Consider the following 26,261-nt stretch of genomic DNA (forward strand, 5'->3'; position numbering starts at 1 on the left):
TGTTACAGGGTAGCACCGGCTTCTAGCCGGTATTTAGACAAGCATCTTGCTTGTGTTACAGGCGCTCGCGCATTCCGTAAAAATTCTAAATTCTCAATTCTAAATTCTCAAAAGCTAGAGTAGTTCATTTAAGCATTTTTGCTTCTGGTTCCCGAATAATCCTATCTGGATGGTGTTGTGGTGAATGTTTAGGCGATGGCGGTTTACCTGTGACGATGGCGTATTTAATCACCAAGAGGCGGAACCACAAAGCGGGAAAACGGGTTTCTAGCCAAGATTGGTTTTCCACTAAAAAGCGCGGGAACCATTTTTGCAGCAAAGCACTGACGAGGGAATGAAGACCAAAATTCAGATAATTACCCAGCCACCGCACTAAATCTTTGAATCCAGCCAGATCCCAGATCCATAAAATTAGGGCTGGGTTTCGGCGGGCTGCTTTGAGTGCAAGGCGGTTAAAGGTTAACCAGTCACTTCTATCTTTGATGAAATTATCTGCTACTTCTAGTGGTTCATCTGCTAACAAGCCAAAGAAGGTGTTAAGCATAGAGTTGATGCGTTGGGGGGGTAAAAATTTTCCAGTGGGAACCATCATACCCTTAGAAAATAGCCAAGTTACCGCAACGTTGCTCTGGTAAGCGCGAATCTTGTTTAAATTGCCGAAGTTTAACAAGTCATGTTTCAGGGCTGTATTTAAGAGTGTTGTTAAACGCTCTAAATTACGAACTAGAGAACCAAAGCCAGTAAATACCAGAGGAGACTGGAGGGATGCTGCATCACCAATGGCAATTAATCTATCAAAAGCAACAGTGCGATCGCTACTTCCCACACTAAAATGTCCTGGTATGTAGCCAAATGTAGGCTTTTTCCACACCAGTTTATCTAAGTCACAGCGTCGATACTCTGGCAAGATAGTAAAAAAGTCTTCATACATTTCTAGTAGAGAACCCGGGTTTTCTGGGTTGACTTGGTGATAATGAAATAAATAAATAGTCAGTTCCTCACCAAATCCCGGAAATAATTCCCAAATCAATTGCCTACCCCTGGAAATATCGCCGTGACTGTTGAGTACATCGCCATACTGAGAATCCCAAACCCCAGGCTCAAATCCTCCTGCAACCACTGCTCCCACCGTGGGGCATACACTGTCAAAAGCACGACCACCATTTAATTGCCAGGCGATGGGGGAGGCGGTTCCCATAGCATCAACTAACAGTCGCCCGCTAACGCGCTGCTCGTTTCCATCCTGGTAACGCTTGACTGTAATTACTACTTGTGTTTTGTGAATGTCGGCTTGTAGAAATTCTGTTTCATCCCAGATTTCACCACCTGCTGCTTGCAGCTTTTCACCGCACATTCTCAGCCATTTTTCTGAGTCTAAGGCAATATTTAATACAGTTGGAGTGTGCAATACAGGCGATCGCAGTTGAGGGGGATTATTACCATCAAAGAACTTATTGAATCCGTCCTTATACTCCCTGACAATGACGTTTTCCAACTCACAAGCGGTTACCAAACCGAGGTTAATTAAGCTTTGAAGTTCATCACGAGAAATATTCCATTCTCGATTCATCCGGCCAAAGGGCAAACGCTCTACTAGTAAGACCTTATAACCCAGTTTAGCCATAACAGCTGCATGAATTACCCCCAATGCGCCACCGACATAGATCAAATCATAAGTGGCATCTGAAAGAGACCTTATATCACTTTCTTTTTGACTGTGAGAAAAAATTACTTGACGGGGCTGGCGGGGGTTACGTACTCCCTCACGCCACCTTTGTTCCCACCAGTAGACTCGGTTGAGGTCATATTCCCCATTAGGCATTTGCTGAAAATATTTAACCGTGAGGGGGTAAGCAGGGGCTAATTGCTCAAAAATCGACTTTTGAGAATCAATAGCTGGAGGTTCAGGGTAGCTATGAGGAAACTGCTTTCTGATTTGACTATTCAGACGTTGCAAGATTTGTGCTTCTTCTGAAACAAGCCGCTCTTCTCCCCAGCGAAACACTTTTAGATAGGTAGTGCGCTGTACAGACCAAAGGAACACAGAAAGTTCATTGGGTAATTTTCCTGTAATGTCCGCCTCACGATTTTTAGTTGTGGGAATTTTGAGCCGAAAACCATCTGGTGTAAGTAACTTTTCCCCGGTTCCTGGTTTAAACTCTGTTTGTAGCCAAGTGAGTACAGCCGCCTTGTCTGGTGTGGGAATTTCTAGATAAAGTATTTCTTTCATCATTTTTTGCTGACCAGAACATCTTTCTTAGAAGATTGAGTAAAGAATTTTGAATTTTTAATAGTTTTTCAAAGTCTACGCTTTATTTTATATTTTTTTCTGCCCAGGCTATGAATTTTCCTTCAACCAGAAATTTTTAAAGCTGCTTGGTGCTGGAGAATGTAGCAACAAACCATATTCCAGCCCTTCTACCACTGCTTGATAGGAAGCTGCCAAAATATTAGGGGAAACCCCTATAGTCGTCCAGCGTTGATAACCCGTGCCGGATTCCACTAATACACGAGTTTTAGCTGCTGTACCTCTGTGTCCGTTGAGAATCCGGACTTTGTAATCTGTTAATTCAAAAGTGGCAACTTGGGGATAAAATTTGACTAAAGCTTTGCGTAATGCCGCATCTAAGGCAGCAACTGGTCCATTTCCTTCGGCTGCTTCCAGGATATCTTGGCTTTTGACCGTTATTTTTACAGTGGCTAGGGCATTGTTAGTTTCTTTACCTTCCACTAAATCACAATGTACCTGAAAGCCTTTGATTTCAAATAACTGCTGACGAGTACCCAAAGCCTCATACATCAACAGGGCAAAACTGGCCTCTGCTGCTTCAAATTGATATCCTTGGCTTTCTAATTCCTTGAGGCGTTGGAGGATTTGTCGGGCTGCTGGTTGGTGTTTATCTAATTCAATGCCAAAAGTGCGGGCTTTGGCTAAAACATTACTAAGTCCTGATTGTTCAGAAATGACTATGCGGCGAGAGTTACCAACTTCTTCTGGTTGAATGTGTTCGTAAGTTACGGGATTTCGTTGTACTGCTGAGACATGGATACCACCTTTGTGGGCAAAAGCCGACCGTCCTACAAAGGGGGCGTGTTCATCAGGGGCGAGGTTCACCACTTCACTGATAAACCGACTAGCTTCTGTGAGTTGATTAAGCTGGTGTTGTGCGATACAGCTATAACCAAGCTTTAGTTGTAGATTGGGAATTAATGAACAAAGATTAGCATTACCACAACGTTCACCGTAGCCGTTGATTGTTCCTTGTACCATTTTTGCCCCTGCCATTACCGCTGCTAAAGCATTGGCCACTGCTGTGTCGGAATCATTGTGAGTATGAATACCAATCTGGGGTTTTAATTGTGTATTAATATTTTCTGATAAATTACTGATGACTGATGCCACGATTTGACTTACTTCATGGGGTAGAGTGCCACCGTTGGTATCACATAAAACTATCCACTCAGCACCTGCTGCCATGGCAGTTTCTAAGGTTTGTAAAGCATATTCTCGATTTTGCTTATAGCCATCAAACCAGTGTTCAGCATCATAAATTACTCGTCGTCCTTGAGCAGCAAGATACTCGATAGTATCACGAATCATGGCTAAATTTTCTGCTAAGGTGGTTTGGAGACCTGCTGTCACCTGTAAGTCCCAAGATTTACCAAAAACCGTCACCCAACGAGTACCCGCGGCTAAAATGGCTTGCAGCATGGCTTCAGAGTCAGCAGTGGTGTTAGGCCGACGTGTGGAACAAAAAGCCACAATTTCTGCTTGTTTGAGCGGATCTTCTTGCAATTGCCAGAAGAACTGAACATCCTTGGGATTAGCACCAGGCCAACCACCTTCAATAAAAGGAAATCCTAGCTGGTCCAGTCTGCGAGCAATGCGTAATTTATCTTCTATGGAAACTGATAAACCTTCGCGCTGAGTCCCATCCCGTAGGGTGGTGTCATAGAGCCAAATTTGAGGTGGAGTGTTTGTGGTCATGGTCATGTTATAAATCAAGACTTGCAAGACAACTGGTAAGGCATATCCCATAAAACCAACCGGTATATGCTCCAAGTGTTAACTGGGTTGGGAAAACTGGAAAACTAAAATTAGGTGGAATTTGGCGGCACAATGGTTAAGACCCTATAATGGCAGTGCTAGGCGATCGCTTTGGCTTCCTATTTATTTTCCTACAACAGAACTGCCACCAGGAGATGTAAAATTCACAAAAATCAATGGATTTTGGCAGGTGATCTCATATCATAGACACCAGAAGGTTAGGTTAAAAAAGGAGAAAAGGATAAGATGGGTAGATGGACTCCACTAATTCTCATGACCGGAGGCTTGGCGATTTTACTCGGTACATTATTGGGGATTAACTTTCCCATAGGTGGAGAACAAACCGCCAGTAATGATGATCCTGAAAGCAGAACATCTAAAGTGCTTCCAGCTAACATTAATGTTAATAGCGCTTCTTCTAGCAGTAGTAGCAACAATCAAACACCCCCTGACAACAGCAGCAGCGTCGCTCAGGAGAGTTTTTCTCCCCCTGACAACAGCAGCAGCGTCGCCCAGGAGAGTTTTTCTCCCCCTGACAACAGCAGCAGCGTCGCTCAAAGTAACAATTCCCCTTCAAACTCTAATAGTAGATCACGTGTGAGAAATACAACAGTTCAGTCAAGCAATGCGTCAACTAGCACTGCCGGCACAGCAACAAGTCAGGCTAAAACACCAATTCGAGCTTTGTGGTAAACCTGGTTAGTTATAGCATTTCTTAAACACGTGAGATACAAATGTAAATGTCGTCTTGTGGCGCTCAGTACAAGTACAAGTCCTGCTTGCTAAGAATGTACCTCACCTGGGCAAAATTCGCTATAACTAATGAGTAGTAACATTTTAATTATTGGTGGCGGTGTAGTTGGTTTGTCCATCGCCGTTGAGTTGAGATGGCGCGGTGCTATGGTCACCGTGCTTTGTGGTGACTTTCAGGCAGCTACCAGCCACGCTGCCGCAGGGATGTTAGCGCCAGATGCGGAAAACATCACCAATCCAGCCATGGGTTCTTTGTGCAGGCGATCGCGTGCCTTATATCCAGAGTGGACCCGCAAACTGGAAGATTTAACCGGTTTAAATACTGGTTATTGGCCTTGTGGCATATTAGCACCAGTTTATCAAAGAAAAAGCAACAAAGTAGATGCTTCTGCCACTGCCCAGTCTTCATACTGGTTAGACCAAGTGACAATTCATCAATATCAGCCTGGATTAGGAGCGGAAGTAGTTGGGGGCTGGTGGTATCCTGAAGACGCACAAGTTGATAATCGTGCCTTGCTGAATGTACTGCGCACAGCAGCCGAGTCCCTTGGGGTTGAATTAAAAGACCGGGTGAAAGCAGAAGGATTTTTACAGCAGCGGGGAGAGATACTCGGCGTACAAACCAACACGGGGCTGATTCATGCTGACCATTATGTTTTAGCTACAGGGGCTTGGTCATCTCAATTATTACCATTACCAGTAGTTCCTCGCAAAGGGCAAATGCTGAGTGTGGGAGTACCAGAATTTACGCCAGAATTACCTCTAACGCGGGTTTTGTTTGGAGAACACATTTACATCGTCCCCAGGCGGAACCGTTCTATTATTATTGGGGCAACGAGCGAAAATGTCGGCTTTACCCCCCACAACACCCCTGCTGGTATTCAAAGCTTACTGCAACAAGCCATTAATCTATATCCTCAATTACAGGATTACCCCATTGAGCAATTCTGGTGGGGATTTCGCCCTGCTACACCCGATGAGTTACCCATTTTCGGCACTAGCCATTGTGAAAATTTAACTTTAGCTACAGGTCATTATCGTAATGGCATATTACTTGCGCCCATAACAGGATCACTAATTGCCGATTTGATTTGGGAACAGAAAATTGATCCTATATTGTCTCATTTCCAATATTCACGCTTTCATAGCCAGTTATCCATCCCTACTCCCATGCTAACCCACTCTGCTAACTTCTCTTGTGGAAATCATTCTGCCAAACTCGCCACGGAAGATGCAAGCAATAACCTTTCTATAGATTCACCACTAGTCATTGCTGGTAAAACTTTTCAGTCCCGCTTGATGACAGGAACCGGCAAATATCGCAGCATTGAGGAAATGCAGCAAAGTGTTAGGGCGAGTGGTTGTCAAATTGTCACTGTGGCGGTTAGACGGGTACAAACTAAAGCAGCAGGACATGAAGGTTTAGCAGAAGCCCTGGATTGGGGGAAAATCTGGATGTTGCCCAATACAGCCGGCTGTGAAACCGCAGAAGATGCCATTCGGGTGGCTCGTTTAGGGCGAGAAATGGCCAAACTATTAGGACAGGAAGATAACAATTTTGTTAAGTTAGAGGTCATACCTGATCCTAAATATTTACTTCCTGATCCCATAGGTACACTAAAAGCTGCTGAACAGCTGGTTAAAGAAGGTTTTGCAGTTTTACCCTATATTAATGCTGACCCCATGTTAGCCAAGCGCCTGGAAGATGTGGGCTGTGCCACAGTTATGCCGTTAGCGTCGCCCATTGGTTCGGGACAAGGGCTAAAAACAACCGCCAATATTCAAATTATCATTGAGAATGCTAATATACCCGTGGTGGTAGATGCCGGAATTGGCGCACCGTCAGAAGCAGCCCAAGCCATGGAATTGGGTGCAGATGCTTTGTTAATTAATAGTGCGATCGCTCTGGCCCAAAATCCTCCGGCTATGGCCCAAGCCATGAATTTAGCCGCAGTAGCTGGTCGTTTAGCATATCTGGCTGGCAGAATGCCTTTAAAAACCTATGCTAGTGCGAGTTCACCCCTTGAAGGAACAATTAGTAATTACTCATGAGTAATTGACATCGAAATTTTTTTACAAAACTTTATATTTTGGTTTTCAAGGTTTCCATGCTATAGGAACCTTGTTTTTTATTTTTATTTTTTTTGTTAGAATGTTATAGGGAAGTAAGTATAAATAAATACTGTTAACTTTACCAAATGTAAAAAACTTGATGGATATTCAGCAGATTAATTTTCTTGATCTGCTCTCATGTATCTTGTCAAATCTATGTTTACCATGTTTTGGCTCTTTAGCCGCCATGAGCGTGAATGACACCACACACACCAACAATTATACTTGGAATCGCAAAGTGTATCATCGTTTAAAACTTGCCCTAAGTCTTGGTTTAAGACAACAAGTTTTCCTAGCAGTTAGCGATAATTTACACTTACGAAATCAAGTAGCTGCTCGTTTGCATTCTACTTTAGCTTACCCAGTCAGGCAAGTGCTATATAAACCTGTAAATAGTGATGGAACCTGCACTCCAGCCTATCCGCGATTAGTCACATTAAGGTTGAATTTAAGTGATCCCAATCCCATCGGTCATATAAATCAATGGTTGGCTAATTATCCACCACCAATTGTTGGTGCTTCCAAAGAAACGCCTGGAAAATCTCTACCGATACCAATATTTCAGATTGTAGGTGTAGAACAATTAACCAAGCAACCAGTATCAATACAGCGTTTATTTTTACACTATCTGCGCTTAAGTGATCAATATTTTTCTCATCAAGAGTCCAGTCAATTTCTAGAGTCCAGCCTGCTGTTGTGGGTATCCCGTCCTTGGTTGACGGCCATTCAGCAGTCAGCACCACAGTTTTGGCGTTGGCGTAGTGGTGTGTTTGTGTTTGCGGGAGAACCCACACCAATAACAGAAAATCAACGTTATTCAGAAAATGTTGAGCAACCTGTTGTTGATGAATCAGTGATTTCAGCAGAAATAAAAGCTGCTTCTAACGATAACCTGAAATTTGGGGATGACTTTGATTTTCCAGCACAATCACCAAAAAATGATCCCAGTGAAAAAGAAAAAGCCTTCCCGTTAACTACAGAATTACTAAAGACTACCAGGGAAGATCAAACTTTCTCCCCATTGTCATTGTCCCATATTAGCAAAGAGCTAACAGAGCTACTTATGGAAACAATGAACAATAACATTGGTGAAGATGGAGAGGATAACCAAGAAGCGCAGCAAATTCTGTTAGAAATTGAAGAATTACACTCACAACAAGCCTCTCAAGACTTACTAGCAGCAGCTTATCATCACCTAGGAAACTTATATCGCCTCCGCATTGAAAAAGGAAAGTCCAATCTAAAAAATTTAACGGTGGCAATTCTCGCCTATCAGGAAGCTATCGCCCATGATGAAACATCACCCCAAGTACCAGATATTTTAAATGACTTGGGTACACTTTATTGGATGCTCCACCGCGTCCCCCATGACCCTGGGGAAGGGAAAACTTACATAGAACAAGGAATTGAATTTTATCACTTAGCTTTAAAACTCATATCCCCCCAAGAACAGTCAGAAACCTATGCACGGGTACAAAATAATCTAGGCACTGCTTATGGTGATTTGGCTCGTTTTGCTAACCCCAAGGAAAATTGGCAAAAAGCAGTATTAGCTTATAGTGAAGCCGTGCGCTATCGTAACGCCGAAGTGGAACCATTAAAGTATGCCGCGTGCCAAAATAACTTAGGTACTGCTTACTGGCATTTAGGGCAATACAGTCAACCGGTGGATAATTTAAAGAAAGCGGTCGCATCATATAGCAAAGCCTTAGCGCACTACAACCCGGAACAGGAACCTTTGAAATATGGCATGATTCAAAATAATATAGGTACTGCCCACTGGAACTTGGCACAATACGAAGAACAACCAGCAAAAAATTTGCAACTTGCCATTGATGTTTACCGCGAGGCTTTAAAATACCGTACTCCAGCCAATGTTCCCAGTGCTTGCGCCGCCACTCAAAATAATTTGGGTACTGCTTACTGGCATTTAGCAAACTTATCTCAAACAACTAAAGATTCACGGCAAAAGTTGTTACAATTGTCTATTAATGCTTATGATGAAGCTCTTGCCTTAGCCCACTCTTTGCAGGGTATATCTTTAAGTTTTGATTTGTTTGCTGCTCACAATAATTTTGGATTAGCTCATTATCAGCTAGTCACAGATAATTATTTTGATGATGACAAAGCCGCTAAGTCTAAACATCTAGAAGCAGCTTTAAATAATCATTTGCAAGCTTTAAATGGATTTCGCCAACAGCCAGAAGCCTATCAAACAACATTAACTTATGTGGTGAAAACAATTCGTACTTTTCACAGTGAATTGGGGATACAAGGACAAAATCTAGCTTTATCAAAAATTCCCGGTGATTTATTACCGGACATCTTGCCTAAGTTGTAAACGATGACCAAAAAACCCTCCGGTAGCTTGAAGCTACCGAGAGAGAGTTACTCAGGATTGAGTTAAAGCGCCGATGCTAGTGCTTTTAATGCAAAAATTTTTTGGATTATATCTGCCACCACTTTATCCGGTGTAGAAGCACCAGAGGTAACTCCTACAATAATTTTGCCGTGGGGTAGCCAGTTTTGCTCTGTGGCTAACTGCCCGTTTAACTGCCGATATTCAATAGCATTTGCTGATTTAATTCTTTCCACACAATCAATGTGATAAGAAGGAATTCCCTTTGCAGCCGCAATTTGTTGTAATTGAGCAGTATTGGATGAATTAAAGCCCCCAACTACTAGCATTAGGTCTAGGTCTTCTTGTACTAGTTCTAACATGGCATCTTGCCGTTCTTGAGTAGCATCACAGATGGTGTTAAAGCTTTGGAAATGCTGATTTAATTCAATGGTTCCGTACTTCTGCATCATTGTCCGCTCAAACAGCTTGCCAATTTGCTCAGTTTCACCTTTGAGCATGGTAGTTTGGTTAGCAATACCAACCCTTTCTAAGTCCTGATCAGGGTCAAATCCGGCTGAACAAGCTCGAGCAAATTTTTGCAGAAATTCTTGGCGATCGCCACCATTGAGAATATAATCTGCCACATATTGGGCTTCTTGTAAATTCAGTACAATTAAATATTTACCAGCAAAGGAGCTAGTAGCAATTGTTTCTTCATGCTTATATTTACCGTGAATAATTGAAGTAAAAGCAATTTTTTTGTGCTTTTCCACAGTATTCCAAACTTTAGAAACCCAGGGACAAGTTGTATCCACAATTTGGCAACCCTGGTCATGCAAAATTTGCATTTCTTGAACGCTGGCTCCAAAGGCCGGTAAAATCACCACGTCACCAGTTTCCACCACGGAAAAATCTTTTTTACCTGCCTCCACCGGGATAAATTGGATATTCATGTCCTGCATCCGTTGATTTACAGAAGGATTGTGAATAATCTCGTTAGTAATCCAGATGCGTTGATTAGGGAAATGCTGGCGGGTTTCATAGGCCATTGCTACTGCGCGTTCAACACCCCAGCAAAAACCAAAGGCTTGGGCTAGGCGGATAGTAACATCACCTGTTGTAAAAATGTAGTTGCGATCGCGAATTTCTTGAATCAAGCTGCTTTGATACTCAGATTGCAACTGAGTAGTAGCTTCTGCTTGATGACCAAATCCCTTCCGGTTGTAATTTTCTGAATGTTGGAGCGATCGTTTAAAAGCTTTTGTATCCATTGTTTTTGCCACTTAAATCACTATTTCTTATTGTGTCGTGCTAGGAGGCCATTGCAGAAGAAATGGGAAAAGACATTCACGGCTAAATTTTTCCTATTCCCTACTAGCCATATTCATATTGCTATACATTTGTAGCGCAGTACGCCAAACCAAGTAACCTGTGGGATTCAGATGTAAACCATCAGTGGTAAATTCACTGCGGAGATTACCCTGCTTATTGGTAAATAAAGGATATAAGTCCAGATATTTAACACCCACTTGAGCAGCTGCGCTTTGCAGTTTTTCATTTAACTGGCGAATTCGACTGTTGGGAATACTCAGCAATTTTTCTTTTCCCTCCCAGGTAGCTTCCTTATCCCCATGTGGCAAAATCGACTGGATCACAATTTGCGCTTGAGGATGCTTTTTAAGGAGGTAAGTCATAATTTGGCGTTGATTATCTAAAATAACTTGCTCACTGACCCCTCGAATCAAATCGTTAATGCCAATCATGATAAAAATCACCTCTGGCTGGGTACTATCAAATAGGTCTAATCTTTTTAATAGTCCATGGCTAGATTCTCCTGAAATTCCCTGATTAAGCCAATTTCTGTCCTGTGGTAACAACTCAGGAGGAAACCATAAAGTGAGAGAATCTCCTATCAGAATGCTTAAACGCTGGGGAGGTCGGTTAGAGGCCACTTTGGCCTCTTGCTTGAGAATATCCACCCACTGTTGATAAGTGAGTTGATGACGGGGGCCTAAGTCTGGTGTGTTGGCTTGGGTTTGATCAACTTGCTCTGGGGAAAGTGGATTGCCAAAAACAGCCGTTAATCGCTGCTGTTGCCATACGAGCAAGATTACCACCAACATTAGTATGCTGTTGGTTACCAGCAGGAAAAATCCCCAAATCGGAAAAGTTTTTGCAGAAGTGGACACAAATAGCAAAATATACCAATGATTTGAATCAGATTTTAAATCGCTAAAGTCAATATGTCACACTAAAGAAAATTTGGCATCAAAAAACCCGCCACTTGAATCAAGTCAAAGGTATCATGGGCGGGTATTGATCAGCAATCAAACATGATCATTTATCTGGTGATATTCCGGCTGAACCATAGGCTTCAGATCCTCTAGAGCTAGTTTCTTGGAGGAATCCAGTGTAGGCTTCCATACCGTGTTCGCTGATATCCAAGCCTTCTAACTCCTCTTCTCTGGATACCCGGATACCTAAAGTAGCCTTGAGGATAAGCCAGAAGATGCTGCTGAGAAGAACTGTCATCCCACCTACAGTAAGAACGCCAACCAATTGAATAAATAACTGTCCCAGTCCACCACCGGCAAATAAACCTGCACCAGGACCTGCACCAGGACCGTACCAGGAATAAACACCAGGACCAACAGACCACAGACCAACTGCCAAAGTTCCCCAGATACCGCAAACCAAGTGAACTGAGGTTGCGCCCACCGGGTCATCAATCTGGATTTTGTCAAAGAGTGTGACTGGGAAAACAACAATCACTCCGCCAATGAAGCCGATGAGTAAAGCCGCAGGAATAGTCACGTAAGCACAAGAGGCTGTAATGGCTACTAAGCCGGCCAAAACCCCGTTGATAATCATAGATAAATCTGGCTTACCTAAGTAAATCCAAGCTGTACCTGTAGCGCCAACCGCACCGGCAGCAGCGGCCATGTTAGTTATAACAGCTATGTGGGCAATGGCGCTACCATCAGCAGCCATTGTGGAACCGGGGTTAAAACCAAACCAGCCTAACCAGAGAATTAAACAACCCAAGGTAGCAATACTCATGTTGTGACCCGGTAAAGCCACAATTTGCTGATTTTGATATTTGCCCAGGCGTGGTCCTAGAAATGCAGCTCCCATTAAAGCAGCCCAGCCACCCACCGAGTGAATAGCGGTGGAACCGGCAAAATCCCAGAATCCAAAGCCACTTAACCAACCACCACCCCAAATCCAATGTCCGGTGATGGGGTAGGCAATACCTACAAGTAAGAGGCTGAAGATTAAGAAATCAACAAATTTAATCCGTTCTGCTACAGCACCAGAAACAATTGTGGCCGCAGTTCCCGCAAAGGCCAGTTGAAATAAAAACTTGGCTGCTAAAGGCACACCTGCCCAACTCAAAGAACTGAAGACTCCTTGATAAGCATCGCCTGTTACAGGACTGTTATCTGCCCCTGAAAGGAAAAACCCAGAGGTTCCCAAGAAACTGTTGCCATTACCAAACATGATCCCAAAACCAATTGCCCAAAAGGCAATACTAGCCAGAGCAAATACAATTAGGTTTTTTGCGAGAATATTTACAGCATTTTTCTGGCGACAAAAGCCGGTTTCTAACATTCCAAAACCAGCATTCATAAAGAATACTAAAAAAGCTGCAACCGCTACCCAAAGAGTATCCAGAGCAATTTTTAGTTCTGCTGTGGTGGGTCCCCCATCTGGTGTTTGGGCAACTGCTACATAACCCCAGCCTAAAACAATCAAACAAGCTAAGGGTAAACAGGCTCGCCAACTGGGAGAAAGCTGCTTAATTGCTAGGTTTAGTCCCTTTAATTGTGAGTTTAATTGTTTCTTCTGAGCCGAGGTTCTCCGGGAGAATCGACTATTTTTGATTTTGTACTTCTGCTTGTACATGAGTTTAATTTACATCCTCCCATGAATCAAAAAAACAAGTTTAGCCAACAACAAACAACCCCTAAAGTGACTTTAGTGGTGCTTGATGCCATTGGTTAACCAACTGTGAAATTCAGTTTAGGCAACTATTAGTAAATTTGTAAACCTTTTTTTGTGATTTGTTTAAGAAAAGGTTAACAGAAGGTTAACAAAAGGTTATGTAATACAACATAATAACCTCCTTCACTTGATGTTTACTTGATGTTTACTTGTAGTTAGTGATGCTTGGAAAAGAGGCATCACCAATATGACCATTTTTAGATAAAAACGGCAAATTTTAGTGCTTAATTATTCGGCTAAAACAGCCAATAATTAAGTATGTTTAATGACTTCATCGGCATGGTGCCAGTCTGTAATAATGTAATAAATTTTGTTAATCTTCTATTTACTAGAATTACAATTCTGTCATGTCAGATACTATTTTTTTATTTCACTCCTCTACTAGCCCGGAATTTTTTCCCAACAGGAAGGTACATCCTTTGCATTGTCAGCATTCTCTGACTTGCGCCAGAAACATGAATAATATTGTTAAGTTTTGTAAACAAGTCGCAAAAGTCAACAAATACTTGTGGCTCTCATGCTACGGCTCTTGTTGCAAATGTTGCAAATACTGTTCATAGCCGAGTTCTTGGAGTTTGATTTGCTTGGCTATGACGGATTCTGAGAGGGTTTGACGGTATTTTTGGACTTTTTCCAATAATTCTGGTTGGTGTGTAGCCATAATTTGCACAGCCAACAGCCCAGCATTCTTAGCGTTACCTATTGCTACTGTTGCCACTGGGATACCTCCAGGCATCTGTACAATGGAATATAAAGAATCAACCCCTTGTAGGTTCCGAGTGGGTACAGGAACGCCAATTACCGGGAGCGGAGTTAAAGATGCTACCATTCCGGGAAGATGAGCAGCCCCACCCGCACCGGCGATAATCACCTTTAAGCCTCGTTGATGCGCTTGTTGGGCATACTGTACCATCCGTTCTGGAGTGCGATGGGCAGAAACAATGGCTACTTCATGTTCTACGCCAAATTGTTCACAAACTGCGATCGCATCTTTCATGGTGGGCAGATCGGAATCGCTGCCCATGATAATACCGATAAGAGGAGCCATATTAATTTGAGATTAGCAATACAAAACCCTGTTGATATTATTAATGCGCGAGTACCTGGTTATCAAGATTTCCAAAGAATCTCAGTTAACCATGAGGGGATAATTCAGCAAATCCTCCCCATGGGTAGGGAAATTCCTATTTGTGAATCTTTATTAGATGTGGCTGGTGATTGGATTTCCAATGGTGGTGTTGATTTACAAATTAACGGGGCGTTGGGTTGGGCGTTTACTGACTTAAAAACTGAAAATGCCGATATTTTACCCAAAATATGCCAATTTCTCTGGGATGTTGGCATAGATGGATTTTTACCAACTCTAGTGACAACTTCAATAGAAAATATACAGCGATCGCTCGCCATAATTGCTAATTATCTCCCCACCGAACAAGTAGGTGCAAAAATTCTGGGGGTACATCTAGAAGGACCATTTTTAAATTACCACAAGCGGGGCGCACACCCAGCCCAATATTTATTACCCTTGACCATTGACCAGGTAAACAGAATCTTGGGGGATTATGCCCATATAGTCAAAGTTATTACCCTAGCCCCAGAATTAGACCCCACCGGCCAAGTAATACCATATTTGTCTGAGTTAGGCATAACTGTGAGTTTAGGGCATTCCCAAGCCACAGCCGCCCAAGCACAAACGGCTTTTCAACTGGGGGCAAAAATGGTAACCCATGCTTTCAACGCCATGTCTCCATTACATCACCGCGAACCAGGATTATTAGGTGCTGCAATTACCGATCCAGATGTGATGTGTGGTTTTATTGCCGATGGAGAACACGTTACGCCTACAATGCTGCAAATCTTACTCCAGGCCAGCAACCAAGCCCAAGGGTTGTTTCTAGTGAGTGATGCTTTAGCACCCCTGGGGCTACCGGATGGGGTGTATCCCTGGGACAGTAGAGAAATTACCGTCATTAACGGCACAGCGAGATTAACAGATGGTACTTTATCCGGTACAACTTTACCTTTATTGGTGGGAGTGCAAAACTTAGTCAAGTGGGGAATTTGTGATGTAGAAACTGCCATCGCCTTGGCTACCAATGCACCCAGACAAGCGATGAATTTACCAGGAATTATCTCCAGTCCAGCCGCCAACTTATTACGCTGGCATAAAGATGACAATAACCAAACATTAACTTGGCAGAGATTTTTTTAAAGATGTGCTTCTCCCAACAAAACAATAGAACCGGTTAACCCCTCAATCACTTGAGTTGTCACTTGACTTACGGCTAACCCCCCTGTGGTACGATAACGCACAGAACGTAACACGGCTAAATCAAACCCTTGAGCTTCCCGAACTATTGCCCCTGCCACATCATCATCTATGATAATTTGGATGTTGGTATTTACTTGTAACTGACTTTTAGCGACAATATCAGATAGTTGATTGGTAAATTGTTCTACCAAATGAGCAGGAGTTTTGCTATTAGACACGTGTAGTAGTACAACCTCCGCTTTGTTCACGTCGGCTAAAATTTCCGCAAATCGCCAGGCGCTAATAGTTTGGGGTCTTAAGTCTCCAATGGGTACAATAATCCTAGCGATCGTTTTGGGACTACTGACCAGGCGTGTTACTGCCACTGGACAGTGAGAAGACCAAAAAACGCTATCAATCACATTACCAAATAAGCGAGCGCGTAAACCTGTGGTGCGAGACCACCCCATTACTACTAAATTAGCATTTTGTTCTCGACTGGTGCGGCTAATTGCCAAAGCTATATCATCATCAATGCGAATTGCTGTTGAAACTTGTACATTAAATTCTTGACTAATTTCTTCAGCCATTTTTAATCTTTGCTGACTTTGTTCTAGTGATATTTCTAATTGTGGATCATCCATGTGAACGTGAGCCTTAGCAATAGCTAATGGCAAAATTCGCCCAGATTCGTGCTGCGCTATTAAGGCAGCCATTTCTATTAAATAACGCTGGGTTTGGGGGTTGTATACTGGCACTGCTACAGTGAAGGATTGCCGATTTTTTTCTGCTCGCTGACTATCAGAAGTTTCCCACCAAGTTGTGGGAACATTCTCTGTTTCTAAATTTGTTTCGGTGACTTGTAATAACACCGCAAATCTGGATGTGATTAATGGTCCCATGATGGAAGTAACTAGCATGAGGACAATTACACTATTTAAGACATTCTCACCAATTAATCTTTCACCAGCGGAATTTAAGGTTTGATAACCAACCAAGGTGGCTGCTAATGTGGCGGCTACTTGTGGTAATGACAAAGACCACATTGTCAGCAGTTCCGCATTATTGTACCGGTAAATAAGCTTGACTAAAAATGCAGCCACAAATTTACTGGTAATCAAAGCTATGACAATTACCACTGTTAGCCAAATTGAACCAAGAGTTTTGATAAATGCCGGAATATTAATTAGCAGTCCCATATCTACGAAGAAACAGGGGATAAATAAAACACTGCCAATAAACTCAATTTTTTCTTTAACGGGGCTACGTCCCACAACATCATTAACTGCTAAACCTGCCAAAAATGCACCGACAATTTTTTCAACTCCAATTATCTGCGCTCCTACTGATGCCAAAAATAAAGCTAGTAAAATAAATAAAAATTGGTTACTTTGTTCATCTCCTGACCGACGAAAAAATTCTTTACCCGCCCAGTCAAAGCCAAATAGTACAATTGCGGAGTAAATTGCTAACCCAACTAGCAAACTTACTAAACTCAGGGCTGAAAATTCGCCGCCATGAATTCCCACACAAATTGCCAATACTAACAAAGCACCTGTATCCGTAAAAATTGTTGCCCCTACTGTCACTGTCACAGCTTCATTCATGACAACTCCCAGACGACTAACAATGGGATAGGCTAAGAGGGTATGGGATGCCAGTAAAGAACCAATCAAAACCGAAGCATTCCAGCTAAAATTGAATAATTTACCGACACCTATCCCAGCAAGTAATGGCACTATAAATGTGAGGATTCCAAATATAATGGAGCGGTTTTTAGTTTTGCGAAACTGTGTTAAATCAATTTCTAAACCCGCAACAAACATTAAATAAACTTTGCCAATATCCGAAAGCAGACTTACAGTTTCTGAATCTGAGTCTAAAAGTTTTAGTCCATTTTGTCCTAGCACCATACCTGCTACCAACAAACCTACTAATCCCGGTAGTCGCAGGCGCTCAAATATAGGAGGTATGCTAAAAATTACTGTCAGAAGAATTGTAAATTGAATGATAGGACTGTCAGTTAGTAAGTTTGATGTCATTGGTATTTATTAAAGCTATGTTAGCAAATTAACTATATGTATATAGTATACATATATTATTTATTAATTCCTAATCAATACAATATTTTGAGCCTAACTGTGCCATGGTACTTTATGATTATATTTTAATCATAAAAGGTAAAAAAGTAAACCCCCCAGCTAAATGAATGTTAATTCCGCTAATTCCGCTAATATACATGGAAATAACCAGTAAATCTTCAGTTTGTTCTGAAAATCAGTACTTAGTATACATAGTATATCTAACAATGGCAACCATGAAAGGATAAAAAAAGAGAATAATTTGCTAAAAAATCTGTCAGATTACTCTTGACGGTTGCTATTAATGATAATTTTAGGAGTAGGGAACATTTAAAAATTTCAGTTTATGAACGTAGCTGACGATAAAACGATTGTTCAGGAATATTTTAACTCCACAGGCTTTGACCGATGGCGACGAATTTACGGCGATGGGGAAGTCAACAAAGTCCAGTTAGATATCCGCAATGGACACCAACGCACTGTAGATACAGTTATTGACTGGTTAAAAAAAGATGGCAATTTACCAGAATTATCAATCTGTGACGCTGGTTGTGGTGTGGGTAGTCTGAGTATACCCTTAGCGGCGGATGGCGCTCAAGTCTACGCCAGCGATATTTCTGAGAAAATGGTAACAGAAGCCAAGGAGAGGGCTTTGCAAACTCTGGGAAATTCTGAAAAAGCCATTTTCACTGTCCAGGATTTAGAAGCTTTGAGTGGTAGCTACCACACTGTTATTTGTTTGGATGTCCTCATTCACTACCCCCAAGCAAAAGCCGATGAAATGATTGCTCATCTTTGTTCTTTAGCCCAGTCAAGGATAATTATGAGTTTTGCGCCCAAAACTTGTGCTTTGAGTATACTCAAGAAAATTGGTAGTTTTTTTCCTGGACCTAGTAAAGCAACTCGCGCCTATCTACACCGTGAGGCTGATGTGGTAAAAATCTTGGAAAATAACGGCTTTTTTGTACAACGTCAAGCCATGACTAAAACTCGTTTTTACTACTCTCGTTTACTGGAAGCTACACGCAAATAAGGTTACAATTGCAGCAAGGTAAGCTGTTACGCATTGAATTTGTACATTTGTATAACAGTAGGGAAGATACCCGCACTACCTGTATTGATGAAATACAGATTGTTGAATTTAGCTGCTTAACAGCTTACCGTTTGAGAAAACCTACTTATATTTTTCATGGAAAGTTTTGCCAAGTAAAGTTAAAATCGCAAGCAAAAGTTTAAAATCTGATATACAACTATGAAGACTGCTGAAAAATTGGCTGCGGGTTGGCTATTAACACTAGGATTCATGTTTCTGACACTATCAGTTTCAGCCACACTTGAGAAAAAATCTATGCTTAAGCCGATTTCTACAAGTTACAAAGAGGCTGTAGGAGAAGAATTTATCAATCAACCTGCTTTTTATTACTTGAGTAATACTGCCACAAATGGTATTATTTTTGGCATACCTACCATACTATTGGGGGGGTGGATGAGTTTAGGGTTATATCGTCAAAGCCAGAATGAGAAAAAAGCATTACAGCAGCAAGTTAGCGATCGCTTACAATCTAACTTTTACAAAATCCTACAAGAAAATAATGGGCGTGTCACTGTTTTAGGTTTAGCGATGAATTGTCAGCTACCGGCTAGCCAAGCACAAGAATATTTAGATATGAAAGCTAAAGAATTTAATGCGGATTTTCAGGTCAACGACAAAGGCGGGATATCATATCATTTTGACATCTAAAATCAATCCTGATTAGGAATGGCAAATCATAATTTTTTTATCAGCGTAGCTGCGGTTTTGGGCGGTTTATCCGTCGCCGCCGGTGCTTTTGCTTCCCATGGCCTGCGAGAAAAAATTAGTGAGCGATCGCTGGAAATTTTCGATACTGGCGCTCGTTATCAAATGTACCATGCTTTGGCACTTTTGTTAGTCGCCTTGTTAATTAGTCGTACAACTTCACCCCAACCGATTTTAATAGCCAGTGGATGGTTATTTATCGTTGGCATTGCAATTTTTTCTGGTAGTTTGTACGCGCTGAGTCTAACTGGGTGGAAATATTTAGGTGCAATTACGCCCTTGGGAGGCGTGGCTTTTATTCTTGGTTGGGGGGCTTTGGCTTTTGCAGCTTGGGGTTTGGAGTGGTGAACTATAGGGGGGGAGATAATACCCCCCCCATGCTTATTCTGCGCCTTCAATGGGTGCAAAACCCTGGCGTTGAATGTTTTCTGTCACCGTTCGCGGTTCTAGAAATTGCAGAAGATAATCAGGTCCGCCGGCCTTGGAACCGACACCAGAAAGCTTGAAGCCCCCAAAAGGTTGTCTAGCGACAATAGCACCTGTTATGTTGCGGTTAATGTATAAATTCCCTACTTCAAAATCTGTCTGTGCTTGCTGAATGTGAGAAGGTGTGCGAGAGTAAAGTCCTCCAGTTAAGGCGTAACTAGTATTGTTAGCCACTGCTAAAGCTTCTGGAAAATCTTTGACTTTAATTACCGCCAATACAGGTCCAAAAATTTCTTGTTGGGCAATAGTGGTATCAGGTGCTACCTCACTAAAAATCACAGGACCGATATAATAGCCATGTTCCGGTGCAGTTAATTCCAGCGCCACTTTAGCTTCTGCCTTACCTTGTTTAATATACTCCAAGATGCGATCGCGTGCTTTAGCATCAATTACCGGTCCCACTTGGGTACTAGGTAACTCAGCTGGTCCAATATTTAAAGATTTGGTTGCTTCTACCAACCTTCGCACAAAAGTATCATATATGGGTTGCAATACAATCACCCTGGAACAAGCAGAACATTTTTGTCCACTGTAACCAAATGCCGATTGTACCACCCCCACCACCGCCTGATCCAGGTCAGCGCTTTCATCCACAATAATAGCATTTTTACCGCCCATTTCCGCAATTACCCGCTTCATGTGCTTTTGTCCAGGTTTTAGGGCTGCTGCTTCTGCATAAATGCGACAACCAACCTCCTGAGAACCAGTAAAAGCAATGATATGAGTATCAGCATGATTTACCAAATAAGCACCAACCCGGGAACCTTTACCTGGGACGTATTGAAATACACCTTTAGGTATACCAGCCTCCACTAAAATTTCCGTTAGTTTAGCAGTAATCACAGAAGATGGTTCCGCAGGCTTGAGTAAAGCACAATTACCAGCAACCAAAGCTGCAACAGTCATACCGCAGGCGATAGCCAAGGGGAAATTCCAAGGAGAAATCACCACTGCAATTCCTCGCGGTTGGTACAAATAACGATTGGTTTCACCTGCTACGTCATAGTTAACACCCTCATCCAGCCGTTCCATTTCCTGGGCGTAGTAGCGACAAAAATCTATGGCTTCAGAAACTTCTGCATCTGCTTCCTTAACTGGTTTACCCACCTCCAAAACCATCCAAGCTGCTAGTTCACACCGGCGTTCCTCCATCAAATTAGCCGCCTTCCGCAGAACCCCAGCACGTTGCTTCACAGGGGTTTTCTTCCAACCAGGAAACGCAGCCTTAGCAGCCTCCATGGCCTGTTCCCCTTGTTCCACACTCATTAAACCAACTTTACCCACCACCTCACCAAAATCAGAAGGATTTAGGGAATCCACAAATTCAATAGTATTTACATACTCCCCATTCACCAAAGGTAGATAAGTCCTACCCAATTGTTGACGAACCACAGCCAAAGCCTCAGCAGACTTCTTGGTTGCTTTCTCTTCTGCATAATCTGTATCCGCAGCACCCAAAAAGCCGGTTTTATCACTGGGCTTTTGGGGGTCTGGCTGAGACAAAGCCAAATTAGGCGGCGCTAACAACTCTTCAACCGGACGATTCTCTAAATTTTGCCGTAAAAAAGAACTATTAGCCGTGTTTTCTAACAATCTGCGAATCAGATAAGCCATCCCCGGTAGTAATTCACCATAAGGACAATAAACCCGGACTCGATGACCACGAGCAACTAAAGCTTTAGCCAGTTTATCCCCCATACCATACAACACCTGCATTTCAAAGTGACGACGGGGGACATTTAAGGCTTCAGCTATGGCAATTGCCCGGGCTTGCGATCGCACGTTATGGCTACCAATAGCAGCATACACATACTGGTGATTTTCTAACAATAACTGAGTAATGGTTTCAAAATTGGCATCTGTAGCTGCTTTATCATTATAAACCGGCTGCGGCCAATGTTTTTGCTCTGCTTTGATGGTTTCCTGATCCCAATATGCCCCTTTTACTAAACGAACAGTTAAAGGATAACCGCGCCGTTGCAACCAAGAAATCAAGTTTTTAGCATCCTCTTCACTATCACGTAAATATGCTTGGATTGTTACCCCCACATCTGTACGCTGTCTAAACTCATCTTCCATTAACAGCTTTTGCAGAATATTCAGAGTTAAATCTTTATAGGCGTACTGTTCCATGTCAAAATGCACAGATGCGCCTAAATCCTGGGCACGACGTAATAAAATGCGGATGCGATCGCTTACTTTTTCCTCACTACCCTGAGCATCTAAAGGGTCAAATTGAGAATAAAATGCTGTTAACTTAACAGAAACCTGAACCTTTGGTATATTTTCTCCATCTGCTTCATCAATAGCCGGAATCACAGCCCAACTCTGGGACGCTTCCACTAATTGCTGCATTAAATCCAGATACCGTTCTAAATAACTCTGAGCTTCTCCTTCAGTAATTACCGCCTCACCCAGTAGGTCAATAGTAAAAGCGGTCTTTTCTTTTCGCAGCCGTTCAACTGTTTTGATGACTTGTTTAATGTTTTCCCCAGAAATATATTTATGTGCCAAAGTTTCCACTGCTGTAGAAACAGTAGTAGCTGCAACCTGTCCCGGCATAGAATCAGGGTGAGCAAAATTGAGCATGGCTTTTAAAGCCGAGGGTAATTCTACAGACTCTTCCCCTAAATATTCTTGTAAATGTGCGGCAATTTCTGATTTATGCTGTAAAGCAGGCAGTGTGTCAATAAAACGAAATAGTTGCACCCGTAAACCAGGATTACTCATAGCCCAAGCTAGTAATTTATCATCCCAGCGCATCTGATCGCGTAGGGAACCTAAAAACGAGCGATTTTCTTGGGTAGCTGACAGAAGCTGTTGAGCAATTGCTTGAGTTTTAGCTTCGTAGGTACTGGCGTGTACTTGTAATACCACTGATAACTCCTTATTTAGGAACTGGGGCAATCAACTGTGATTATTGTAGATCAGGAATTTTAGATGACACTCTCATCTCGACTCTACATTTTTTGTTATCTTCCCTATTCCCTATTCCCTGTTCCCTGTTCCCTCCATTTGGCTTATGGTAGTTTAAAGTTAAACTCAGATACTTATGATCATAACTGGAGAACACCACCTTGGGAATAGAACTACGCAGTTTTGTATTTCTGGACAGCCTACAACCACAACACGCAGCCTACATGGGAACAGTCGCCCAAGGTTTCCTACCATTACCCGGAGATACATCACTGTGGGTTGAAATATCTCCAGGGATTGAAATTAATCGGATTACGGATGTAGCACTGAAATCTGCCTCTGTTCGTCCAGGGGTGCAGGTAGTAGAACGACTATATGGTTTATTAGAAATTCATTCTAGCTCTCAAGGGGAAACCAGGGCCGCTGGTGAAGCGATTTTAGCAACACTGGGAGTTAAAAAAGAAGAATGTCTGAAACCGCGTGTTGTTTCTAACCAAATTATCCGCAATATTGATGCTTATCAAACCCAACTAATCAATCGCACCCGCAGAGGTCAACTACTGTTAGCAGGGCAAACACTATATGTATTAGAAGTTCAGCCGGCTACTTACGCCGCACTAGCTGCCAATGAAGCGGAGAAAGCAGCAGCGATTAACATCCTAGAAGTACAAGCGGTGGGAAGTTTTGGACGATTGTATTTAGGTGGAACAGAACAGGACATTTTAGCAGGTGCAGCCGGAGCATTAGCAGCAATTGAGAATGTGGCCGGTCGGATAGATACCCAAGCAGGGCGACAAGAGTAGAGGAGAGAACATGGCAAATCGAGAGCATCTAGCTTTACTCAAAGCAGGTGCAATTCAATGGATGGAGTGGAGACAGCAAAATCCCCAAACGAAACTAGACATCAGCGCTGCTAACCTCAAAGGAGACAACCTCAGAGGGGCAAACCTCCAAGAAGTTAATTTAAACAAGGTAGATTTAAGTAACGCGATCCTAGTGCGAGCTAACCTCAGCAAAGCCGACCTGAGTGGTGCAAATCTCCACCAAGCCAAGCTGATAGAAGCTAATTTGAATGCAGCTAATTTGAGTATAGCTAATTTGAGTAATGCCACACTTACCCAGGCAAATTTGAGTTATGCCCATCTGATTGGTGCTGACTTGAGTCAGGCAAATCTTCAAAGCGCTATCATTGCCGCAGCTAACCTGATTGGAACTGATTTAAAAGACGCTAATTTAAAGGATGCGGACTTAGCTACAGCCAAGTTAATCAGGGCTAACCTTTGTTTTGCCAATTTGATTGCAGCTAACTTAATTGGTGCTGATTTAAGTGAGGCAAATTTGTACGAAGCAAATTTAATGGGGGCTTACTTTTATCAAGCTGACTTCTACAAGGCTAATTTGCACAAAGCTCACCTTAGCGGAGCCTATTTATATCAAGCCAACCTGAGTAAAGCTAACTTGAGTGGTGCTAACTTGGCATGGACTAACTTGACAAGGGCTAATCTCCAGGGTGCTAATCTCCAGGGCGCTAATTTGAGGGGTGCTAATTTGAGGGGTGCTAATCTTCGGGAAACAATTATGCCCGACTTGTATAAATGTGATTAATATAGCAAATTATGCCCAATTGAGGTACATCCTTAGCGAGCAAGACTTGTGCTGATCGCTTCGCACTGAGCGTAGTCTAATTATAGTTGAGGTATGCCCGCACTACAAGACGATCATTTACATTAGCAATTTTTTTCCAGGCCTGCTGTATTCCGTCGTTGTATGACCAATAACTAGATAATTACCTAGGAAATTATCACCAATCGGCTATAAAGTGTAGATAAAACACTCAGCAAATCAAGCAAAAATCTCTATGACCAACTACGAAGAAACCCTAATCAGTGATGAAATCAACATGGATACAGTGAATATCAACCATGTGGAAGTGATTGAAAATGTGATTGGTACTCTGGAAGAAGATGATAGTGCTATGGTTAGCCACACCCCAGGGAGTGGTTATCTGTGGAAGTTTAAGTATGGAAGTGTAGATGTGTTTGTCCAACTCACAGGACAAACTGATGAAGATACCATCACAGTTTGGTCTGCTGTGCTAAAGCTACCTGCTAAGGATGAACTAAAGTTAATGCGTCACCTTTTGCAAATGAACTGCACCACTACTTTAGAAGCCCGTTTTGGCGTGATTGAAAATCAGGTGGTTGTGATATCAACAAGGACTGTAGAAGATTTATCTCCTGCGGAGGTGTCACGGTTAATTACCATTGTGGCTACCATTGCCGATGATCATGATGAAATTCTACAAGCTGAGTTTGGTATTGCTTAATCATAAGTATTGTTTGTATTGTTGTCTTTGTGTTAAATCCAATTCAAAACTGTGATGGTAAGCAGGTTTGGCGGTTGATTCCTTTACTAGAGGCTCCCGGCCATGTGCAAATGGCCATTGACAAATGGTTGTTAGCACAGCACAAGTCTGGAAAGCATCCGCCAACTCTGCGATTTTATACCTGGTCACCCCCAGCCATTTCTCTCGGCTATCACCAACGCCAATACCCGGAATTTTGGCAAAATTTGCAGTGGAGGGGTGAAAAACTAGATTTGGTGCGTCGTCCCACCGGCGGTAGGGCTGTACTACATCAGGGCGACTTGACTTATGCTGTGATCACTTCTGGAATATCTGGTAGTCGTTTCCAGATATATGCAAAAATTTGTCAGTTTTTGATTCAAGGATGGCGATCGCTCGGTGTGGAATTACGCTACGGTACAGCTGGGCGGGGCTATATTCACAATCCTAACTGTTTTGCTACAGCTACAACTGCTGATTTAGTTTTACCAGATGGGTCTAAACTAATCGGTAGCGCCCAACTGCGAAGCGGTGAAGTGGTTTTGCAACATGGTTCTATCTGTTTACAGCCAAACGCTGATTTGTTTAGTCTGGTTTTTGGTGCAGAATCTTTTAGGAGTGTAGAATTACCTGGAAATTTGAGTTTAGAGAGCATAATTACAGCCCTAACTACCGCAGCTAGTGATTGTTTTGCTATGGAGATACAGGTACAACCCCTCTCCCCATCTGAATGGAAAGAAATTTCCCCCCACAGGGACTCAGCGCCGGGGGGTGAAATGTAAAATGTGGTTTTAGCTAAAAATCGCCGCAACTCATAGTGATTCCAGTTTAAGGATTAATGGTCTTATTTCCTCGACCAGTGCGGATGGTGTTGTTACCTCCCCCAGCGGTAATGGTATCATTGCCATCACCTGTAGTAATGCTGTCATTACCACTACCAGTAGTAATAGTTTGATTACCATTGCCAGTTCTAATGGTGTTATTGCCACCAGTAGTTGTAATGACATTATTCCCATGACCAGTGGTGATACTATCATTACCACTACCAGTAGTAATAGTTTGATGACCATTGCCGGTTCTAATGGTGTTATTGCCATTATTAGCATTAATAGTAATATTGTCAGCA

20 protein-coding genes are annotated in these 26,261 nt (G+C 42.4%); 11 read left to right on the top strand and 9 right to left on the bottom strand.

What is annotated here, in order from left to right; translation table 11 throughout:
• Nucleotides 1–124 precede the first annotated feature (124 nt).
• Nucleotides 125–2,230, bottom strand: coding sequence for an NAD(P)/FAD-dependent oxidoreductase (locus tag NWP17_RS14210; protein ID WP_280655566.1), 2,106 nt, complete (start codon nt 2,228–2,230; stop codon nt 125–127).
• A 108-nt stretch (nt 2,231–2,338) separates the two neighbouring features.
• Nucleotides 2,339–3,988, bottom strand: a complete 1,650-nt coding sequence (cimA, locus tag NWP17_RS14215) for a citramalate synthase (protein WP_280655548.1) — start codon at nt 3,986–3,988, stop codon at nt 2,339–2,341.
• A 306-nt stretch (nt 3,989–4,294) separates the two neighbouring features.
• Here cimA and NWP17_RS14220 point away from each other — a divergent pair, with 306 nt between their 5' ends.
• The 3 genes from NWP17_RS14220 (at nt 4,295) to NWP17_RS14230 (ending at nt 9,254) form a co-directional block, all read left to right on the top strand.
• Nucleotides 4,295–4,741, top strand: a complete 447-nt coding sequence (locus NWP17_RS14220) for a hypothetical protein (protein WP_280655549.1) — start codon at nt 4,295–4,297, stop codon at nt 4,739–4,741.
• A 129-nt stretch (nt 4,742–4,870) separates the two neighbouring features.
• Nucleotides 4,871–6,853 carry a glycine oxidase ThiO gene (thiO, locus tag NWP17_RS14225; protein WP_280655550.1) on the top strand — a complete coding sequence of 661 codons (1,983 nt, stop codon included), beginning with the start codon at nt 4,871–4,873 and terminating at the stop codon, nt 6,851–6,853.
• A 247-nt stretch (nt 6,854–7,100) separates the two neighbouring features.
• Nucleotides 7,101–9,254: a tetratricopeptide repeat protein gene (locus tag NWP17_RS14230; RefSeq protein ID WP_280655551.1), complete on the top strand. Its 2,154-nt coding sequence runs from the start codon at nt 7,101–7,103 to the stop codon at nt 9,252–9,254.
• 62 nt (nt 9,255–9,316) lie between these two features.
• On the opposite strand, the gene NWP17_RS14235 is transcribed toward NWP17_RS14230, so the two are convergent.
• The 4 genes from NWP17_RS14235 to purE all read right to left on the bottom strand — a co-directional run bounded on the left by NWP17_RS14235 (nt 9,317) and on the right by purE (nt 14,307).
• A complete protein-coding gene (locus NWP17_RS14235) occupies nt 9,317–10,525 on the bottom strand; it encodes a 4-hydroxy-3-methylbut-2-enyl diphosphate reductase (protein WP_280655552.1) in 1,209 nt (402 codons plus the stop codon).
• Nucleotides 10,526–10,618: 93 nt separating this feature from the next.
• On the bottom strand, nt 10,619–11,443 hold the full coding sequence (locus tag NWP17_RS14240; protein ID WP_342394010.1) for an SGNH/GDSL hydrolase family protein: 825 nt from the start codon (nt 11,441–11,443) through the stop codon (nt 10,619–10,621).
• Nucleotides 11,444–11,591: 148 nt separating this feature from the next.
• On the bottom strand, nt 11,592–13,160 hold the full coding sequence (locus tag NWP17_RS14245) for an ammonium transporter (protein WP_280655553.1): 1,569 nt from the start codon (nt 13,158–13,160) through the stop codon (nt 11,592–11,594).
• Between the two features lie 619 nt (nt 13,161–13,779).
• On the bottom strand, nt 13,780–14,307 hold the full coding sequence (purE, locus tag NWP17_RS14250) for a 5-(carboxyamino)imidazole ribonucleotide mutase (RefSeq protein WP_280655554.1): 528 nt from the start codon (nt 14,305–14,307) through the stop codon (nt 13,780–13,782).
• A 6-nt stretch (nt 14,308–14,313) separates the two neighbouring features.
• On the opposite strand from purE, the gene nagA reads away from it, so the two are divergent.
• A complete protein-coding gene (gene nagA / locus NWP17_RS14255) occupies nt 14,314–15,471 on the top strand; it encodes an N-acetylglucosamine-6-phosphate deacetylase (RefSeq protein ID WP_280655555.1) in 1,158 nt (385 codons plus the stop codon).
• On the opposite strand, the gene NWP17_RS14260 is transcribed toward nagA, so the two are convergent.
• Entirely contained in the window at nt 15,468–17,552 is a 2,085-nt protein-coding gene (locus NWP17_RS14260; protein WP_280655556.1) for a cation:proton antiporter domain-containing protein, read from the bottom strand. The two genes, nagA and NWP17_RS14260, sit on opposite strands and share 4 nt — an antisense overlap.
• Nucleotides 17,553–17,937: 385 nt before the next feature.
• On the opposite strand from NWP17_RS14260, the gene bchM reads away from it, so the two are divergent.
• From bchM to NWP17_RS14275, 3 genes are all read left to right on the top strand, one after another.
• The gene (bchM, locus tag NWP17_RS14265; protein ID WP_280655557.1) at nt 17,938–18,624 is read left to right on the top strand and encodes a magnesium protoporphyrin IX methyltransferase; all 687 of its coding nucleotides are present in this window, start codon (nt 17,938–17,940) and stop codon (nt 18,622–18,624) included.
• Nucleotides 18,625–18,843: 219 nt separating this feature from the next.
• Nucleotides 18,844–19,332 carry a hypothetical protein gene (locus NWP17_RS14270; RefSeq protein WP_280655558.1) on the top strand — a complete coding sequence of 163 codons (489 nt, stop codon included), beginning with the start codon at nt 18,844–18,846 and terminating at the stop codon, nt 19,330–19,332.
• An 18-nt stretch (nt 19,333–19,350) separates the two neighbouring features.
• Entirely contained in the window at nt 19,351–19,737 is a 387-nt protein-coding gene (locus tag NWP17_RS14275) for a DUF423 domain-containing protein (RefSeq protein WP_280655559.1), read from the top strand.
• 33 nt (nt 19,738–19,770) lie between these two features.
• Here the strand turns inward: NWP17_RS14275 and pruA are convergent, their stop codons facing one another.
• Nucleotides 19,771–22,752 carry an L-glutamate gamma-semialdehyde dehydrogenase gene (pruA, locus tag NWP17_RS14280; protein WP_280655560.1) on the bottom strand — a complete coding sequence of 994 codons (2,982 nt, stop codon included), beginning with the start codon at nt 22,750–22,752 and terminating at the stop codon, nt 19,771–19,773.
• A 200-nt stretch (nt 22,753–22,952) separates the two neighbouring features.
• Between pruA and ccmP the strand changes: the two genes are divergently transcribed.
• The 4 genes from ccmP (at nt 22,953) to NWP17_RS14300 (ending at nt 25,917) form a co-directional block, all read left to right on the top strand.
• Entirely contained in the window at nt 22,953–23,594 is a 642-nt protein-coding gene (gene ccmP, locus NWP17_RS14285; RefSeq protein ID WP_280655561.1) for a beta-carboxysome protein CcmP, read from the top strand.
• 10 nt (nt 23,595–23,604) lie between these two features.
• Nucleotides 23,605–24,396 (top strand): pentapeptide repeat-containing protein, encoded by a 792-nt coding sequence (locus NWP17_RS14290; RefSeq protein ID WP_280655562.1) that lies wholly within the window; start codon nt 23,605–23,607, stop codon nt 24,394–24,396.
• 253 nt (nt 24,397–24,649) lie between these two features.
• On the top strand, nt 24,650–25,117 hold the full coding sequence (locus NWP17_RS14295) for a YbjN domain-containing protein (RefSeq protein WP_280655563.1): 468 nt from the start codon (nt 24,650–24,652) through the stop codon (nt 25,115–25,117).
• A gap of 29 nt (nt 25,118–25,146) precedes the next feature.
• On the top strand, nt 25,147–25,917 hold the full coding sequence (locus NWP17_RS14300; protein ID WP_280655564.1) for a lipoate--protein ligase family protein: 771 nt from the start codon (nt 25,147–25,149) through the stop codon (nt 25,915–25,917).
• A gap of 46 nt (nt 25,918–25,963) precedes the next feature.
• Here NWP17_RS14300 and NWP17_RS14305 read toward each other — a convergent pair.
• A partial coding sequence (locus NWP17_RS14305) for a calcium-binding protein (RefSeq protein ID WP_425332669.1) occupies nt 25,964–26,261 on the bottom strand: 298 nt, incomplete at its 5' end.

It is taken from the genome of Chrysosporum bergii ANA360D (assembly GCF_029891735.1).
In the GTDB taxonomy this organism is placed as follows: Bacteria; Cyanobacteriota; Cyanobacteriia; order Cyanobacteriales; family Nostocaceae; genus Umezakia; species Umezakia bergii.

What these genes read in the sequence shown, in the direction of transcription:
- NWP17_RS14210 (WP_280655566.1), bottom strand. Translation starts at nt 2,230, where the DNA reads ATGAAAGAAATACTTTATCTAGAAATTCCCACACCAGACAAGGCGGCT.
- cimA (WP_280655548.1), bottom strand. Translation starts at nt 3,988, where the DNA reads ATGACCACAAACACTCCACCTCAAATTTGGCTCTATGACACCACCCTA.
- NWP17_RS14220 (WP_280655549.1), top strand. Translation starts at nt 4,295, where the DNA reads ATGGGTAGATGGACTCCACTAATTCTCATGACCGGAGGCTTGGCGATT.
- thiO (WP_280655550.1), top strand. Translation starts at nt 4,871, where the DNA reads ATGAGTAGTAACATTTTAATTATTGGTGGCGGTGTAGTTGGTTTGTCC.
- NWP17_RS14230 (WP_280655551.1), top strand. Translation starts at nt 7,101, where the DNA reads ATGAGCGTGAATGACACCACACACACCAACAATTATACTTGGAATCGC.
- NWP17_RS14235 (WP_280655552.1), bottom strand. Translation starts at nt 10,525, where the DNA reads ATGGATACAAAAGCTTTTAAACGATCGCTCCAACATTCAGAAAATTAC.
- NWP17_RS14245 (WP_280655553.1), bottom strand. Translation starts at nt 13,160, where the DNA reads ATGTACAAGCAGAAGTACAAAATCAAAAATAGTCGATTCTCCCGGAGA.
- purE (WP_280655554.1), bottom strand. Translation starts at nt 14,307, where the DNA reads ATGGCTCCTCTTATCGGTATTATCATGGGCAGCGATTCCGATCTGCCC.
- NWP17_RS14260 (WP_280655556.1), bottom strand. Translation starts at nt 17,552, where the DNA reads ATGACATCAAACTTACTAACTGACAGTCCTATCATTCAATTTACAATT.
- bchM (WP_280655557.1), top strand. Translation starts at nt 17,938, where the DNA reads ATGAACGTAGCTGACGATAAAACGATTGTTCAGGAATATTTTAACTCC.
- NWP17_RS14270 (WP_280655558.1), top strand. Translation starts at nt 18,844, where the DNA reads ATGAAGACTGCTGAAAAATTGGCTGCGGGTTGGCTATTAACACTAGGA.
- NWP17_RS14275 (WP_280655559.1), top strand. Translation starts at nt 19,351, where the DNA reads ATGGCAAATCATAATTTTTTTATCAGCGTAGCTGCGGTTTTGGGCGGT.
- NWP17_RS14290 (WP_280655562.1), top strand. Translation starts at nt 23,605, where the DNA reads ATGGCAAATCGAGAGCATCTAGCTTTACTCAAAGCAGGTGCAATTCAA.
- NWP17_RS14295 (WP_280655563.1), top strand. Translation starts at nt 24,650, where the DNA reads ATGACCAACTACGAAGAAACCCTAATCAGTGATGAAATCAACATGGAT.